The sequence below is a fragment of the Pantoea sp. Cy-639 genome (genome assembly GCF_011752525.1).
GTDB lineage: Bacteria > Pseudomonadota > Gammaproteobacteria > Pseudomonadales > Pseudomonadaceae > Aquipseudomonas.
In genome coordinates this window covers 139,699-155,183 of record NZ_VWXI01000010.1, presented here as the reverse complement: position 1 = coordinate 155,183, position 15,485 = coordinate 139,699, and the positions used below count along the sequence as shown (strand labels likewise).

The window sequence follows — 15,485 nt, the reverse complement described above, 5'->3', positions numbered from 1 at the left end:
GTAGCGGCGGTGCGCCGCTCCCGCAGCGATGGATATCGTACAGACCCTGCCGAGCAGCGGCCTGTGCCACACTGTCGGTGCCCGCCCTTCGCCAAGGATGTCCCGTGCCTCTCTCCCCCTGCCCGTCGGCCCCGCCAACCGCACTGCTCGATGCCCGCCACCTGGGCCGTATCGATCCGACCAGCCAAGCCCCCTTGCTCGTGCCCACCGACTTCGCCCTGTACCCAGGCGACCGGGTGGCCATCACCGGTCCGTCCGGTTCAGGCAAGAGCGTGCTGCTGCGCCTGCTGGCGCTGCTCGATGCACCGAGCAGCGGCGAGGTGCGCTGGCACGGGCAGCCGGTGACGACGCAGTCGGTACGTCAGTACCGGGCCAGTGTCTGCTACCTGGCGCAGCGTGCCGCGCTGGTCGAGGGCAGTGTCCGCGACAACCTGCAACTGCCGTTTCGCCTGAAGGTCCGCCACGGGCGCCACTTCGACCTCGACACGGCCCAGCGCTGGCTGGAACGCGCCGGCAAGCCGCCAGGCTTTCTCGACAAGAGCGCCGACGAACTTTCCGGTGGCGAGGCACAGATCGTCGCATTGCTGCGCACCTTGCAACTCGCCCCCGACGTCATCCTGCTCGACGAGCCGACCTCGGCACTCGACCCCAACTCCGCGGCGCGGGTGGAACAGCTGGTGCTGGACTGGTTCGCCGAGCCCGGTCACGGCCGCGCGTTCGCCTGGGTTTCCCATGATCCGGCCCAGGCCCGGCGCATGGGCGCGCGACATTTGCGCATGCACCAGGGCTGCCTGGACGGCGAGCCGCGTCCATGAACTACCTGAGCCTGTCCTACCTCGACCTGGCGATCGCCTCGAGCCTGATCCTGGTCAACGGCCTGCTGTCGGTGCTGCTCAAGCTGCGCCTTGAGCGCCAACTGTTCTGGGCCGCCTCGCGCACCATCGTGCAGCTGCTGGCCATCGGCTACATCCTTGGCTGGGTGTTTCGCGTCGCCGAGTGGTACATCGTGCTGCCGTTGATGCTGACCATGACCCTGGTGGCCGGCAACGCTGCGGCCAGCCACGGCAAGCTGCGCTATCGCGGCCTGCTCAGCGACAGCGTGGTGTCGATCTGGCTGAGTTCATGGCTGGTCACCGCCGTGGGCCTGCTACTGGTGCTCAAGGTCCGGCCCTGGTACGAGCCGCAGTACGCGATCCCGATCCTCGGCATGATCCTGGGCAACACCCTGACCGCCGTGTCCCTGGGCATCGAACGCATGACCCGCGAGCTGGCCGCCGGCCGCGCCGTGGTGGAGATGATCCTGTCGCTGGGCGGCAGCCGCTGGGAGGCGGCCCAGGCCGCGGCGGTGCAGGCCGTCAGGGCCGGCATGATGCCGACCCTGAACCAGATGACCGTGGTCGGCATCGTCAGCCTGCCGGGGATGATGACCGGCCAGATCCTCGCCGGGCAGAGCCCCACCGAAGCGGTCCGCTACCAGATCGTGATCATGTTCCTGATCGCCGCGTCATCGGCGCTGGGCACCGTGTGCGCGGTACTGCTGACCTTCAACCGCCTCTTCAGCGCAGCCCATCAGTTCATGCCGCACAAACTGGAGCCCAGGCGCTAGGCCGGGCCGCGAGTGTGTCCAGCGCGTCCGCCGCGAGGCTGTAGCGGCGGTCGTCGTGGCTGACGAGCAGGCCGACCAGCGACAAGCGCTTGAGCACTTCGCGAATGCTGATGGCGGTCAGTTCGAGGGTCTGCAGACGGCTATGCACATCACGCGCGCGCAGCGCCTGGCCCTCGGCCGCGGCCTGCTGCAGCACCGCGATGACCTTCAGCCTGAGCAGGCTGCTGCGCAGGCCGTAGTGGCGCAGCAAGTCATGGATATGTTCATTGCTGCTGTTGCAGTCGAATGCTTTCACTGACGCCTCCCTGGCGTGCGAGGGGATGAATCCGTTCCGGGTTGCGTCTGCCGCCGCTGCGCCCTGCCCGTCCGTTCAGGCGCTTTCAGGGTGCAGCGAACGCCAGTGCAGAATCTGCTGCTGGATATTCCAGTAGATGATCTGTTCGTACAACGCTTTTATGAAATCCGCGTCGAACTCACTGCCGGCAGCCCACGCAAGGCGTTGCTCGAGCATCGCGGCAACGCGCTCCGGCGCCGGGATGGCCTGCTCGTTGGCCTTGAACTGCACGGCAGCCTTGACGTAGCCCAGGCGCTTTTGCAGCGCCTCGAAGATCTGCCGGTCGTGGAAGTCGATGCCCGCGCGGATGTCTTCCAGGCTGGTGCAGGCGGCGGGTTGTTTCGGTTGCGACATGTGAAGGGTCTCGATTCTGCGATGAAGGGGTCAGATGACGTCGAAGCGCGAGGCGAATTCCCGGACCTGCGTCGGCACCTGCAGGTCGTGCGCCGGGTTGTCCTGGCGCAGGGCGCGCCAGGCGGCGGGCTGGGCCTCGGCGATGATCTCGTCGATCAGCGCATCGACCTGGCGGGTGTCCTGGTGATGCGGGGTGGTGATCAGGTGCGCGGTGTCGCCCGAGGTTGCCAGGCAGTACTTCTTGGCGATGCGCGCCGAAGGACAGGGAAACACCACGGTGATCGAGTTGTCATGGCGCCAGGCGTCGATGCCGGCGGCGCGCATCCGCTCGACGGCATGCTGGGCGATGCCCAGGCAGTGCTGCACCCGCCGCCGCCATTGCGCCGGCGAATGACTGCGCAGCGCCGCCCACATCATCAGCGGCGTGTGGCCATTGCGCGAGCCGCTGATGGTCTTGTCGCTGGCACTGATGTAGTCGACCTCCACCGAAATCCGCTCGACCGCCTCGCGCTTGGCCACGACGATGCCGCAGGGGATCGGCGAGCCGATCATCTTGTGCCCGGAGACGCAGATCGAGTCGATGCCATCGGCAAAGCTGAACGGCTGCGGGCGGTCGACGAAAGGCAGGATCATCCCGCTCAAGGCGGCGTCGGCATGCAGGTAGTAGTCCTCGCGGGCGATGCCGGCCTGCGCCAGGCGCTGCTGGATCAGGGCGATATCGTCGACCGCGCCGCGCAGGGTGGTGCCGATGTTGGCGAAGATGATCGGGTGACGCTCCTGATCGGCGGCGATCTTCGCCATCAGGTCGTCATAGTCGATCTCGCCGTTGGCCAGCGAGTCGACGGCGCGGCAGCGGATGCGCAGCAGCTTGACGATCTTCGCCACCGAATAGTGGGTGTCCTTCGAGTAGTACAGGGTGCCGCCGGGGAACAGCTCGCGGGCCAGGTAGCAGCCGAACATGTTGCCTTCGGTGCCGCCGTTGGTGACGTAGCCCCAGCTGTCCTCGTGGCGGATGCCGAACAGGTCCGAGAAGTACGTCATGACCTCGCGCTCGAAGTCGAACGAGTTGAGCACGTAGTTGCTGGGCGCCGCCCAGTCGCCACAGTTGTTGATGGAAAAACGCAGGAAACGGTGCAGTGGGGCGTAATCGAAATCGGCATTCTCGGGATAGCCGATGTTGAAGAACTGATGCTTCAGGCAATGCTGCCAGAACTCATCCAGCCGGGCCTTGTCGGCCGTCGACATAGTCATCTCTAACTCCTTTTAAACTGACCTGCAGGCCGCACCCTGTGCCGGTGCGGCCCGTTGCCGGGTATCAGGCGGCCGGTTGGCGTGCTTCGACCAGCGCCCACCATTGCGCCAGGGTCGGCGAACTGGCCAGCTCCTCGAAGCTCACCTCGATGCCACGCGCCTTCAGCTCCGTGGCCAGCTTCATCACCTGCAGCGAGTCCAGTCCGTAGAAGATCAGGTTCTCCTGCGGGTCGAGCTCCTCGCCGTCCTCGAGCAGTTGCACCAGGCGGGTGTGCAGCCATTGTCGGGTACTGTCCACCGCCAGCAGGTGGCGCAGCTGCTTCTTGTCGATCTTGCCCACCGCGGTCAGCGGCATGCGCTCGATCATGCGGATGCGATCCGGCAGCTTGAACTCGGCGATGCCCAGCTCCAGCAGGTGGCGGCGCAGCGCCGGGGCCTTGAGCGCGGAGTTGCGCGAGACCACGAAGGCGCAGCTCTTCTCGCCCAGTTGCTCGTCGGGCATTGCCACCAGGCCGGCATGGGTGACGTCCGGGTGCAGCACCAGCAGGTTCTCGATCTCTTCGGAGGCGACCTTCTCGCCGCCGCGATTGATCTGGTCCTTGATCCGCCCGACCACCCGCAGGTCGCCGCTCGGCATCAGTTGCACCAGGTCGCCGGAGTAGTAGAAACCGTCCTGGTCGAAGGCCTTGGCATTCTGCTCCGGGCTCTTGTAGTAGCCACAGAAGGTATACGGCCCGCGGGTGGCGAGCATGCCGGGGGTGCCGGCGGGCACCGGCACGCCATCCTCGTCGACGATCTTGATCTCGTCATCGGGGCTGACCGGGCGGCCCTGGGTGGTGAACACCTGCTCGTCGCTGTCGTCCAGGCGGGTGTAGTTGATCAGTCCCTCGGCCATGCCGAACACCTGCTGCAGACGGCAACCGAGCACGCTCGGCACCTGCCGCGCCAATGAATCGGCGAACACCGCGCCGCCGACCTGCAGGTACTGCAGCGACTGCAACTTGTCGCGGTGCGCCGGCGCGGCCTGCAGCCACAGCACCACCGCGCTGGGCACCAGGGCGACGGTGTTGACTTCGTGGCGCTGGACCAGCTCGAAGCAGCCCAGCGGCTCCGGGTTGGCGGCCATCACCACACAGCCGCCGGCATGCATCACACCCAACGCCCCGGGGGAACTGAGCAGGAAGTTGTGCGCCGCCGGCACCGCGCACAGGAAGCGGGTATGCGCATTCAGTTCGCACACCTCGGCGCAGACGCGGGCGTTGTAGTGGTAGTCGTTGTGGGTGCGCGGGATCAACTTGGGCGTCCCGGTACTGCCGCCAGAGAGCTGGAACAGCGCGACCTGGTCGGCAGCCGTCGGCGCGTAGGGCAGCGCCTGCGCCGCGGGCGTGTCGAGCCACTGTGCCAGGCTGTGCTCGGCAGCGTCCTCGCCCAGCAGCAGGGTGACCTGCGCACGCGAGCCGACTTGCTCGAACAGTTCGACGAAGCTGTCGTCGCGGAACACTTCATGTTCGCGCGAGGCCACCAGCAGCTTCGGCGCGATCTGGCTGGCATAGGCGGTCAGTTCCAGCTTGCGGTGGCTGTACAGCGCATTGAGCGGCGCGATGCCGGCCTTGAGCAAGGCGAACAGGACGATATAGAACTCGGCGACGTTGGGCAGTTGCACCAGCGCCGTATCGCCCTGGCCGAGACCACGCTCGGCCAGGCGCGAGGCCAGGTTGGAGGACAAGCGGTCGAGGTCGGCGTAGCTGAAGCGGCGCTCGGCGCAGATGACCGCCACGGCGTTGGGCTGAGCCTGGCAACGTGCCTGCAGGATCTGCGACAGCGGCTGGTCGATCCAGTAGCCACGGTCACGGTAGGTTTGCGCCCGGTCCTCGGGCCAGCGGGTGAATTCGAGAGTCATAGGGGTCACACGTCGGGGAATCGGATTATTGGGAAACACCGCAGGCACGCAGCATGGTGCGCAGCTTGGTCTGGACTTCCGCCCACTCGATTTCGGGTTGCGAGGCTTCGACGATGCCGGCGCCGGCGAACAGCCGCACGCGCTTGCCCTTGATCGTGCCGCAGCGGATGGTCACCACCCACTCGCCGTTGCCGGCGGCATCGCACCAGCCCACCATGCCGGTGAACAGGCCACGCTCGTGGTGCTCGACGAAGCGGATCAGGCGCCGCGCCAGTTCGGTCGGGTAACCGCACACCGCCGGAGTCGGGTGCATTCGGCAAGCCAGTTGCAGGGCGCTGACGCCCGGGTCGATCAGGGTGCCCTCGATGCGCGTCGACAGGTGCCACAGCGCCGGGGTGCTGATCAGCGACGGCCGCGCCGGCACGTTCAGTTGCAGGCACTGCTCACCGACCCGCGCGGCGATGTCGCTGGTGACGAACGCGTGCTCGTAGTGGTCCTTTTCCGACGCCGCCAGCCACTCGGCGTTGCGCTGGTCGGCCTCGGGGTCGGCCATGCGCTTGACCGAGCCGGCCAGGGGGTTGGAGACGAAGCTGGCGCCTTCCTTGCGCACCAGCAGTTCCGGGCTGACACCCAGCAGCGTACCGCCATCGGCCATCGGCACGCGGAAGTGGTAGCCATTGGGATTCTGTGCCCGCAAGTTGCGGGCGATAGTGTCGACATCGACCGTGTCGGCAAATACCAGTTCACGCTGGGTCGATAGCACCGCCTTGCGAACATCGCTGTGGCGGAAGTTGACGATGGCCTGTTCCACCGAGCGCTTGAAGGCCAGTTCGCCGGGAATATCCTGCTGTTCGAGAAGTTCCGGCAAGTTGCCGCCTGCGACTTCCCGGGTCATGTCGCGAGTGCGCCACTGGCTCTGTTCGGGCAAGTACAGGCAAGATGCCTCGCGCGGGTCGAACGGCACGGCGCCGACGATCACCGGGTTTTCCTGCCCGGCCTGGCGGGCACGCTCGAACGCTTGCGCCAGAGCCTTCTGCAAGGCACTGCCGGGGTCTTCGCCACCGGCGGCAGGGGTTTCGATGCGTTGCATGGCTCCGCTGACAATCAGTTCCCGGTCACCGGAGGTGAACGAGAACGCCCCACTCTCCAGTACTGCCTGGTCCATGTCACTCGCCATGAGGACGCTTGTTCTCATCTTGGTACAGCCTCCGTGCTTGATCGATTAAAATTCTACTTGAATCTTAATCATTATCGTTTCTAATAATAGAGGACGCCATTTTCAAGGGCTTGTCAATCACGTGATATGAGTCAGTCATGAGAGAGTTAACTTCGATGCAAGCCGCCTGTTGGATCGGGCGCACTGCTCATGCGGCACTAGGGAAAGTTTCAGCTCATCTGTACGCGGAGTTCGACGGCCACGGGATCGACCTGGACAGATTGCGCACCGCGCTGGCCCAGGTCAGCCAGAGGCATCCCATGCTGCGCCTGCGCATCAGCGAACAAGGCCAGCAATACCTCGCCCCCCTCGACCAGGCACCGCAGCTGGAGGTCGAGGACCTGCGCGCGCTGAGCGCGCCACAGGCCGAGCAACACCTGCTGCGCAAGCGCGAGCAATGGAGCCACCAGCAACTGGACCTGCGCCACGCCAACCCGGCACGCTTCGCCGTGAGCCTGCTGGCGGGCGACCAGGTTCGATTGCACGTCGATACCGACATGATCGCCATCGATCCTTCGAGCTTCCGCCCGCTGCTGGAGGACCTGGCATGCTGCTACGCCTCCCCTGCCCAGCCCCTGCCCGCCACCCCGGCATTCTTCGACTGGTGGGACCTGGCGCGCAGCGACAGCACGCTCAAGGCGGCGCACGAGCGCGATCGGCGCTGGTGGCGCGAACGCCTCGGCGACATCGCCCCGGCCCCGACCCTGCCCTTGCCGGCGACTGCGCCCGAGCACGCCCACAGCCAGCGCCTGAGCACCCGCCTCGACGCACGCCAGCGCCAGGCCCTGACGCAACTGGCGCGCACGCGCCGGCTGACGCTGTCGAACCTGATGCTCGGGCTGTTCGCCGCAACGCTCGGCGCCCATACCGGCGACACGCGTTTTCGTCTCAACGTGCCGGCGTTCTGGCGCCCGCCGCTGGTGGACGGCGTCGAGCGCGTGGTCGGCGAGTTCGCCAACGTGCTGATCCTCGATGTCGACCTCGACGCGGCGGCCACCCCGGCCGCACTCTGCGGGCAACTGTCGGGGAAAATGATCGATCTGCTGGAACACAGCAGCTATTCAGGGGTCAACGTGATGCGCGACCTGTCGCGCCACCACGGCACCCCGCAACTGGCGCCGGTGGTGTTCACCAGCGCGCTCGACCTGCCGGAAGGCGAGCTGCTGTCCGAACAGGTACGCCGCAGCTTTGGCGATCTGAACTGGGTGATTTCACAAGGCCCCCAGGTTGCCCTGGACGCGCAGGTCGCCTGTGCCGATGGCGGCATCCTGATCAACTGGGACGTGCGCCTCGACGCCCTGCCCCAGGCCTGGATCAACACCCTGTTCGAGCGCTTCGTGGCGCTCGTCAGCACCGTGGCGGCCGACCCGCGGACGCTCGAGCGGACGCTGCCGCGCAAGGCCTGCGCACAGCCCCTGAACGCCTTGCAACAGGCCTACCTGCTCGGCCGTGGCACCCAGGTACCGCTGGGCGGCGTGGCCATGCAGGAGTTTCGCGAATACCGCGGGCAGATCGACCCTGCCCAGGTGCGCGAGCGCTTGCAGGCGATGGTCGAGCGCCACCCGAGCCTGCGCACCCGCATCGATACGCAACGGCTGGTGCAATACGTCAGCGACGAGCCGCAGGTCAACCTGGAGGAGATCGACCTCGCCCACCTGCCACTCGACCAGGCGCTGCACGCCATCGACCTGCGCCGCGACGACTACGCCCACGCCCAGTTCCCCCTGGATCGCGCGCCGTGGAATGTCACCCTGTTCCAGTTGCCCGGCCAGCAGCAGGTGGCCTTTGTGCGCATGGATGCGCTGATTCTCGATGGTCGCTCGATCGCCACATTGATGCTGGAGCTGTTCGACGGTCATGTACCCGCGACGCCTGCCCATGAAGCCAGCGCCCCGCCCGTCGCGGCCAGCGATGCACGCCAGGCGGCCAGTGCCTACTGGAGCGCCAAGCTGGCTGCGGTGGACAACGCGCCACGCCTGCCCTGGCAGGTGCCCCTGGAGCAGGCCGGCGCTGCCCGCTATGCGCGCCAGAGCCTGAGCATCGACAAGCAGCGCTTCGCCGCCCTGAGCAAGGCCGGCGCCCGCCAGCGCCTGTTCAAGAACTCCGCGCTGATGGCCGTGGTGCTCGAGGTGTTGTCCCGCTGGCTCAGCGAGGGCGACCTGTGCGTCGCAGTGCCGGTGGCGCCGCAGACCGATGCCGCGTTCGCCAACCGCTCCAGCTTCATCGCCATCAACTGGAAGGCGCACGATGCCAGCTTCGGCGAACGCGCCGCCCGCTTGCAGGTGGATGTCCTCGAAGGCTTGCAGCACCTGGCGTTCTCCGGAGTCGACCTGGCCCGCCTGCTGTTCGAGCGCTGCGGCCCCGGCCCGGTGCTGCCGGTGGTCATCACCAACGGCCTGTCCTGGCCATCGGTGCCGGCCAGTAGCGGCATGCATCTGCACGACGGCCTGACCCAGACGCCCCAGGTGGCCATGGACGTGCGTTTCTGGGCCGACGCCGACGGTGCCCTGCGGCTGGATATCGACTACGCCCGGGACATGCTCGCCGCAGCGCAGGTCAGCGACATCCTGCGTGCCTTGGGCCAGGCCATCGAACAGATTGCCGAGCGCGGCGAGTTCGACCTCGACACCCGCGCGCTGGTCGATAGCCACCACTACTGCCTCAACAGCCCGCCCGCACACGCAAGCCAGGAGCCCTTCCTGGCGCGCATCGCCCAGCGCCTGTTCAGCCCCGAGGCAGACAAGGTGGCGCTGATCCAGGGCGAACGACAGCTCAGCTACGCCGAACTGGGCGATGGCGTCGCCCGCATCATCGCCGCGCTGCGCGCCCGCGGGCTGGACCAGGGCAAGGTGCTCGCCCTGTGCCTGCCGCGCAGCCCGGAGCACACCCAAATGACCCTCGCCTGCGCGCTGACCGGAGTGATCTGGGTGCCGATCGACGCTGCCGCGCCCGAGGAGCGACGCCGCTACCTGCTGGACAACTGCCGCCCCGACCTGGTGGTGCTGGCCGATGGCGAGGCCTTCGGCCACCCGGCCGCGCGCTGCGCCGAACTGCTGGCCGAACCCGCGGCGGCCCCCCAGGCGCTGGCGGACCTGTCGCTGAACGAGGCGCCGGCCTACTACCTGTATACCTCCGGCACCACCGGCCAGCCCAAGTGCGTGGTGCTCAACAACCGCGCCACCGCCAACGTGATCGGCAGCACCCTGGCGCACTGGGCGGTGGACGCGCAGGACGTGTTCCTCTCGGTGACCCCGCTGCACCACGACATGTCGGTATTCGACGTGTTTGGCAGCCTGGCCGCCGGTGCCACCCTGGTCCTGCCGAGCCCCGGCGAGGACAAGGACGCGCGCGCCTGGAACCAGCTGGTTGCCCGCCACGGGGTGACCCTGTGGTGCTCGGTGCCGGCCATCCTCGAGATGCTCCTGGCCTGCCGCGCGGGCGATAGCCTCGCGAGCCTGCGCCTGCTTGCCCAGGGTGGCGACTACATCAAGCCGGCGGTGATCGCCGAGCTGCGCGAGTTGTTGCCGGCGGCGCGGCTGATCTCCCTCGGCGGGCCGACCGAGACCACCATCTGGAGCATCTGGCACGAGATCGGCGCCGATGACCGCACGCAGATCCCCTATGGCCGGCCCCTGCCGGGTACGGCCTATCACGTGCTCGATGCCCAGGGCCGGCATTGCCCGGCAGGCGTGGTCGGGCGCATCCACACCAGCGGCGCCAACCTGGCGCTGGGCTACCTGCAGGGTGGCGAGTTGCTGCAGAGCGACTTCGTCACCCTCGACGACGCCCACGGCCAGGCCGTGCGCGCGTTCCGCACCGGCGACTGCGGGCGTTACCGTGCCGATGGCGTCCTGCTGTTCGACAGCCGGGTCAACGGCTATGTGAAGGTGCGCGGGGTACGCGTCTCGCTGCCGGACATCGAAATGGCCCTGGCCAGCCACCCTGCCCTGCACCACGTGCTGGTGGTCGATTTCGGCGACCCGCGCCTGGGCGAGGTCAACCTGGGAGCGCTGTATGTCGCCGATCCCGAACAGGGCGACCCGGGCGTGGCCGAACTGCGCAACCACGCCCGCCAGCACCTGGCCCAGTCCCATGTGCCGACGCGCTTTGTCTGCGTGGCCGAGTTGCCGCTGTCACAGAACGGCAAGCCCGACCGCCCGCGGGCCAGGGCGCTGCTCGACAGCCAGGCTCCGGCGGACACCGCGGCCACTGTTCGCGACAAGGTGCTGGAGATCTACCTGACGGTGCTCGGTGCCACGCGCCCGGCCGGCAACGCCGTCGACTTCCTCAGCCTGGGTCTGCGCCCCCAGCACCTGAAGACCCTGGCGGCGCACCTGCAGGCACGCTTCGCCGTGGCCCTGTCCCCCGGACAACTGCTGCGCTGTCGCAACCCCGAAGACGTCGAACGACTGCTCGACGCCTGAGTTTCGCCACAACCCCAGGGGGCACAGCGCCCCCTGACAGCAAGATGCATGGAGACACACTGGATGAAGGACACACCCACCGTAGACATCGCCGGCATCGGCATCGGCCCGTTCAACCTGGGCCTGGCCGCGCTGCTGGCCAGCCACCCGGGCAGCAGCGGTGTCTTCCTCGAACGCAAGCCCGAGTTCCGCTGGCATGAAGGCCTGCTGCTGCCGGGCACCACGCTGCAGGTGCCGTTCCTGGCCGACCTGGTGACCATGGCCGACCCGACCCACCCGTTGAGCTACCTGAACTACCTGCACCAGCACGACCGGCTGTACCAGTTCTACTACTACGACAACTTCCAGGTGCCGCGCCGGGAGTACGACCACTACTGCCGCTGGGCCTCGCAGCAACTGGCGAGCTGTCGCTTCGCCGAGGAGGTCTGCGATGTCGCCTATGACGCCCAGGCCGATCGCTTCCTGATCGAGAGCCAGTCGCTGTCCGGCTTCAAGCGCCAGTACCACAGCCGGCACCTGGCCGTGGGCATCGGCACCTCGCCGATCCTGCCGCGCTGGGCCCAGGTCAAGAGCAGCGCGCCGATCATGCATTCGGCCGAGTTCGGCAAACGCCAGGCGCAATTGCGCGACTGCCGCCAGGTAACCGTCATCGGCTCCGGCCAGAGCGCGGCGGAGTGCGTGCTGGCCTTGTTCAGCGAGCTGACCCCCGAGCGGGTAGCGGCAGGCGCGTCGATCCGCTGGATCACCCGCACGCCGGGCTTCCACCCGATGGAGTATTCCAAGCTGGGCCAGGAGTGCTTCACCCCGTCCTACATGGCGTACTTCCACAGCATTCCCCGTGAGCGCCGCCGCGAGATCGTCGCCGGCCAGGGCCTGCTGTACAAGGGCATCAGTTTCTCGACCATCGGCGACATCTACGACTTGATCTACGAGCGTTCGATCGGCGGCGCCGAGACCGGGCTGACCCTGCTGTCCAACTGCGAGGTGGAACGCATCGAGGACCATGCCGGCCGCCTCAAGGTCGTCTACCGCCACCGTGAACTGGAGCAGGTCGGCGCCTTCGAAGCCGACGCCATCGTCGCCGCAACCGGCTACGGGCATGCCTGGCCGCAGTGGTTCGAGCGCCTGAAGGACAGCCTGCTGGCCACCGACGAACACGGCGACTGCATCGTCGATGAGGACTTCACCGCACGCCGTCGCGATGCCGGCGCCGGACGCGTGTTCGTGCAGAACGCCGAGATCTTCCAGCACGGCGTCGGCTCGCCCGACCTGGGTATCGCCGCCATCCGCAACGCGACGATCCTCAACCAGTTGCTGGGCCGCGACCACTATCGCCTGCCCAAGCGCTCGGCCTTCCAGCAGTACGGCATGCACGACGCCTGACCGGCGCACGGCACAAAAAAAACCGGGGCACCAGGCCCCGGTTTTTTCTGCCGGCCATTCAGCCTGCCAGGATTGCAACCTGCTCCAGCCGCGCGTCAGCGCCAGCGGCGCTGACGAACTGCGCCAGCACCTGCTCGATCGCCGTGCGCACACGGGCCATCTGCGCGGCGCTGTAGCGGTCCGAACGGTAGGTCACCACCAGGCGCAGGGCGCGCTGGCCGTCGATCACGTTGTCCATGATCTCGAACTGGATGCCGAACATCGACTGGTTCTTCTCCGGGTCGATCTGGCGGTAGCGGATCGACCCGGCCTCGGGGGCCGGCAACTCGCCGTTGAGCGCGTTGTTGGCGTGGATCTGCACATACACGTCGAACAGCAGGCCGTCCGCGGCGGTCATGCCCAGCGCCTGCTGGATCTGCTCCATCGGTACATCGGCGAAGGCCATGGAGTCGTTGATCATGCGACTGGTGTGCTCGATCAGCGCACCAACGCTCTGCTGCGCATCGAACTGCACGCGGTGCGCCACCATGGTGGTGAAGTAGCCCACCGTGTCGTAGTACGCAGGATCAGTGCGCCCCGACGCCGACGTGCCGATGACCAGGTCGCGCAGGCCGCCCACCTTGTGCAGGGCCACGGCGATGGCGGTGTACAGCACGCCGAACAGCGACGCGTTGTTCTGCCGGGCGAAGCCATGCAGGCCATCGATCAGCGCCTGCTGCGGACGGATCTCGAACCACTCGGCCCGGGTCGTGGCCGCGCCGCTGGTCACGCCGGCCTGGCCATCCACGGCCGGCAGGGCCAGCCCGGGGGTCGCCGGGCGCAGCATGTCGGTCCAGTAGGCCAGGTGTTGTGCGTCGATACCTTTGGCCTGCTCGCGCTGCGCGTACTCATGGAACGAGGGCGCCGGCGCGTCCCAGATCGGCGCACGGCCATTGGCGCGGGCCTGGTAGGCCTGGGCCAGCTCTTGCATCATCACGTTCAGCGACCATTCATCGATGGCCATGTGGTGCACCAGCAATGACAGGCTCTGGCGCTGATGCTGCGGGTCGCGGAAGAAGCGCACGCGCATCGGCAGCTCGCGCGACAGGTCGAAGCGGTAGCCGGCCTCGCTGGCCAGCGAAGCGCCCGCGCTGTCGTGGCTCGACCAGAACCAACGGTAGCGCGGCAGCTCGGCCAGCGGCACGATCTGCTGGTACGCCTCGCCCTCGCTGAAGTGGAAGGTGCTGCGCAGGCTGGCGTGGCGCTCGACGAGGTCGGCGAACGCCTGCTCGAACAGCGCCTCGTCGACTTCATCGAGGAAGTCCATGGCGAACGGCAGATTGAAGATGGTGCCGAAGTCGAAGGCTGCATAGGCGCGGCCCAGCGAGGCCTGGGCCAGGGCGAACGGCGCCTTGCGCACCTCCGCCGCCTGCCCGGGCAGCACCGGCCGGACGCCCTGGCCCAGCACCTGGGCGCGCGCGGCCAGGGCCTTGGCCGTGGGCGCGCTGAAGAAATCGTTGAACTGCACTTCGAGGCCATGGCTGCCCAGCAGCTTGCCGATGATGCGGGTCGCCAGCAGCGAATGACCGCCGAAATCGAAGAAATCGTCGTCCAGGCCCATGCCCGGCTCGGCCAGGGCGCTGCGGAACTCGCCCAGGATGATCTGCGCGGCATCGTCGCCTGCGCCCGCGACCTGGACCTGCGAGAGCGCGGACGCGGTCTGCGCCGTCGCCTGCCACTGCCGCCAGGGCAGGTGCGGCGCGCCGACTGGCCGGCCGGCATAGGCATTCATGACCATGCGGTACAGGTCATCCTCGCGGCAGGTCTGGTCGAGCACCGGGTGCAGCACGAAGGCCAGGATCGTCGCCTGGCCATGCTGCTGCACCAGCGCATTGAACGGCGGTTGCCGCTCGGCATCCCAAGGCTCGCTGCGCAGCGCCTGCACGCACGCTTCGGCCTGGGCCTCGGCGTCGACACTCGATACAGCGACGCAGGTTCGCCAGTCCGTGGCGTGCAGCTTGTTCAGCTCGCCGTCATCGTTGAAGCAGTAGCGGGCATTGAGGTCCGGGACCTGCTCGATCACCGCCTGCAGCGCCTGCTCCAGCCTGGCCAGGTCCAGGCCTTCGGCGAAGCGCCAGGCGCTGAAGTGGCGCAAGGACTGCTCCGGATATTGCTGCTGCGTGAGCCATGCATGCTCTTCAAAACCACTGACAGAGAGCTGCGCGGCAGCCTCTGGATTTCGTTCCATCATGGAAAATCCCGCCTTTAGCGAACATTGACAACAGGTAGTTGGGACGGCGTCTTGCCGACAGACCCATCCTCGGTCCGGGGGTGGCCCCAGCTGAACTGGGTGCCAGGGTGGTGTGCGCGAAGGGCACGTTGCACGGGTTACAGGAACCTCGTATGCTTTGAATATTAATCATAACTATTCTCATTAGTCAAAAATCTGCACTAAGGGAAGCGTCAGGGAGATGTACCGTGGACAACGGACCGTTCACGCTCGAGCAGCAACTTGCCCAGTTGTATGCCGAGCACCACAGCTGGCTGTACAGCCTGCTGCGACGCATGCTGGGGAACACCTTCGATGCCGCCGACCTCACCCACGATGTCTACCTCAAGCTGCTGCGCCGCGGCAGCATCCCCCCTGCCCCGGTCTGCCGCTGCTACCTCACGCAGATCGCCAAGGGGCTGGTGATCGATCTCTATCGCCGGCGGCGGGTCGAAGCCGGCCACCTCGAGGGCCTCAAGCAGCAGAGCGAGCCGCTGGCCCCTTCGGAAGAAACCCGCGCCCTGCTCCTGGAAACCCTGACCCAGATCGAGGCCGTGCTGCTCGAGCAGCCAGCCAAGGCCCGCCAGGCCCTGCTGTTGTACAAGCTCGGCGGCATGGCCCACCGCGACATCGCCAGCGAACTGCAGGTGTCGGTGTCATCCGTCGAGAAATACATCGCCTCGGGGGTCCGCGCCTGCGTGCCGATCGTGGCCGAGGCCGGCGCCTGAGGGCGGCCGCCGATTGAGGAATTCACGTCGCTGTACGGAAT

11 protein-coding genes are annotated in these 15,485 nt (G+C 67.2%); 5 read left to right on the top strand and 6 right to left on the bottom strand.

Annotated elements, in window-relative coordinates; translation table 11 throughout:
- Nucleotides 1-104 precede the first annotated feature (104 nt).
- Nucleotides 105-815 (top strand): ABC transporter ATP-binding protein, encoded by a 711-nt coding sequence (locus F3J43_RS14415; protein ID WP_205297866.1) that lies wholly within the window; start codon nt 105-107, stop codon nt 813-815.
- A complete protein-coding gene (locus F3J43_RS14410) occupies nt 812-1,606 on the top strand; it encodes an ABC transporter permease (protein WP_166887438.1) in 795 nt (264 codons plus the stop codon). The genes F3J43_RS14415 and F3J43_RS14410 overlap by 4 nt, the downstream gene beginning before the upstream one ends.
- Here F3J43_RS14410 and F3J43_RS14405 read toward each other — a convergent pair.
- From F3J43_RS14405 to F3J43_RS14385, 5 genes are all read right to left on the bottom strand, one after another.
- Nucleotides 1,575-1,901 (bottom strand): fe2+ zn2+ uptake regulation protein, encoded by a 327-nt coding sequence (locus tag F3J43_RS14405; RefSeq protein WP_166887436.1) that lies wholly within the window; start codon nt 1,899-1,901, stop codon nt 1,575-1,577. The two genes, F3J43_RS14410 and F3J43_RS14405, sit on opposite strands and share 32 nt — an antisense overlap.
- A 75-nt stretch (nt 1,902-1,976) precedes the next feature.
- Nucleotides 1,977-2,294, bottom strand: a complete 318-nt coding sequence (locus F3J43_RS14400) for an isochorismate lyase (protein WP_166887433.1) — start codon at nt 2,292-2,294, stop codon at nt 1,977-1,979.
- Between the two features lie 30 nt (nt 2,295-2,324).
- On the bottom strand, nt 2,325-3,545 hold the full coding sequence (locus F3J43_RS14395) for a histidine decarboxylase (RefSeq protein WP_166887430.1): 1,221 nt from the start codon (nt 3,543-3,545) through the stop codon (nt 2,325-2,327).
- Between the two features lie 64 nt (nt 3,546-3,609).
- On the bottom strand, nt 3,610-5,445 hold the full coding sequence (locus F3J43_RS14390) for a (2,3-dihydroxybenzoyl)adenylate synthase (RefSeq protein WP_166887427.1): 1,836 nt from the start codon (nt 5,443-5,445) through the stop codon (nt 3,610-3,612).
- 25 nt (nt 5,446-5,470) lie between these two features.
- Nucleotides 5,471-6,610: an isochorismate synthase gene (locus F3J43_RS14385; protein WP_205297865.1), complete on the bottom strand. Its 1,140-nt coding sequence runs from the start codon at nt 6,608-6,610 to the stop codon at nt 5,471-5,473.
- A 149-nt stretch (nt 6,611-6,759) separates the two neighbouring features.
- Between F3J43_RS14385 and F3J43_RS14380 the strand changes: the two genes are divergently transcribed.
- Both F3J43_RS14380 and basC read left to right on the top strand, forming a co-directional pair.
- Nucleotides 6,760-11,085, top strand: coding sequence for an amino acid adenylation domain-containing protein (locus F3J43_RS14380; RefSeq protein WP_166887419.1), 4,326 nt, complete (start codon nt 6,760-6,762; stop codon nt 11,083-11,085).
- Nucleotides 11,086-11,148: 63 nt separating this feature from the next.
- Entirely contained in the window at nt 11,149-12,468 is a 1,320-nt protein-coding gene (gene basC, locus F3J43_RS14375) for a putative histamine N-monooxygenase (RefSeq protein ID WP_166887416.1), read from the top strand.
- 58 nt (nt 12,469-12,526) lie between these two features.
- On the opposite strand, the gene F3J43_RS14370 is transcribed toward basC, so the two are convergent.
- On the bottom strand, nt 12,527-14,695 hold the full coding sequence (locus tag F3J43_RS14370) for a condensation domain-containing protein (RefSeq protein WP_205297863.1): 2,169 nt from the start codon (nt 14,693-14,695) through the stop codon (nt 12,527-12,529).
- A 230-nt stretch (nt 14,696-14,925) separates the two neighbouring features.
- Between F3J43_RS14370 and F3J43_RS14365 the strand changes: the two genes are divergently transcribed.
- A complete protein-coding gene (locus F3J43_RS14365) occupies nt 14,926-15,444 on the top strand; it encodes a sigma-70 family RNA polymerase sigma factor (protein WP_166887410.1) in 519 nt (172 codons plus the stop codon).
- Nucleotides 15,445-15,485: the final 41 nt, after the last annotated feature.

What these genes read in the sequence shown, in the direction of transcription:
- F3J43_RS14410 (WP_166887438.1), top strand. Translation starts at nt 812, where the DNA reads ATGAACTACCTGAGCCTGTCCTACCTCGACCTGGCGATCGCCTCGAGC.
- F3J43_RS14400 (WP_166887433.1), bottom strand. Translation starts at nt 2,294, where the DNA reads ATGTCGCAACCGAAACAACCCGCCGCCTGCACCAGCCTGGAAGACATC.
- F3J43_RS14395 (WP_166887430.1), bottom strand. Translation starts at nt 3,545, where the DNA reads ATGACTATGTCGACGGCCGACAAGGCCCGGCTGGATGAGTTCTGGCAG.
- F3J43_RS14390 (WP_166887427.1), bottom strand. Translation starts at nt 5,445, where the DNA reads ATGACTCTCGAATTCACCCGCTGGCCCGAGGACCGGGCGCAAACCTAC.
- F3J43_RS14385 (WP_205297865.1), bottom strand. Translation starts at nt 6,610, where the DNA reads ATGGACCAGGCAGTACTGGAGAGTGGGGCGTTCTCGTTCACCTCCGGT.
- F3J43_RS14380 (WP_166887419.1), top strand. Translation starts at nt 6,760, where the DNA reads ATGAGAGAGTTAACTTCGATGCAAGCCGCCTGTTGGATCGGGCGCACT.
- basC (WP_166887416.1), top strand. Translation starts at nt 11,149, where the DNA reads ATGAAGGACACACCCACCGTAGACATCGCCGGCATCGGCATCGGCCCG.
- F3J43_RS14370 (WP_205297863.1), bottom strand. Translation starts at nt 14,695, where the DNA reads ATGGAACGAAATCCAGAGGCTGCCGCGCAGCTCTCTGTCAGTGGTTTT.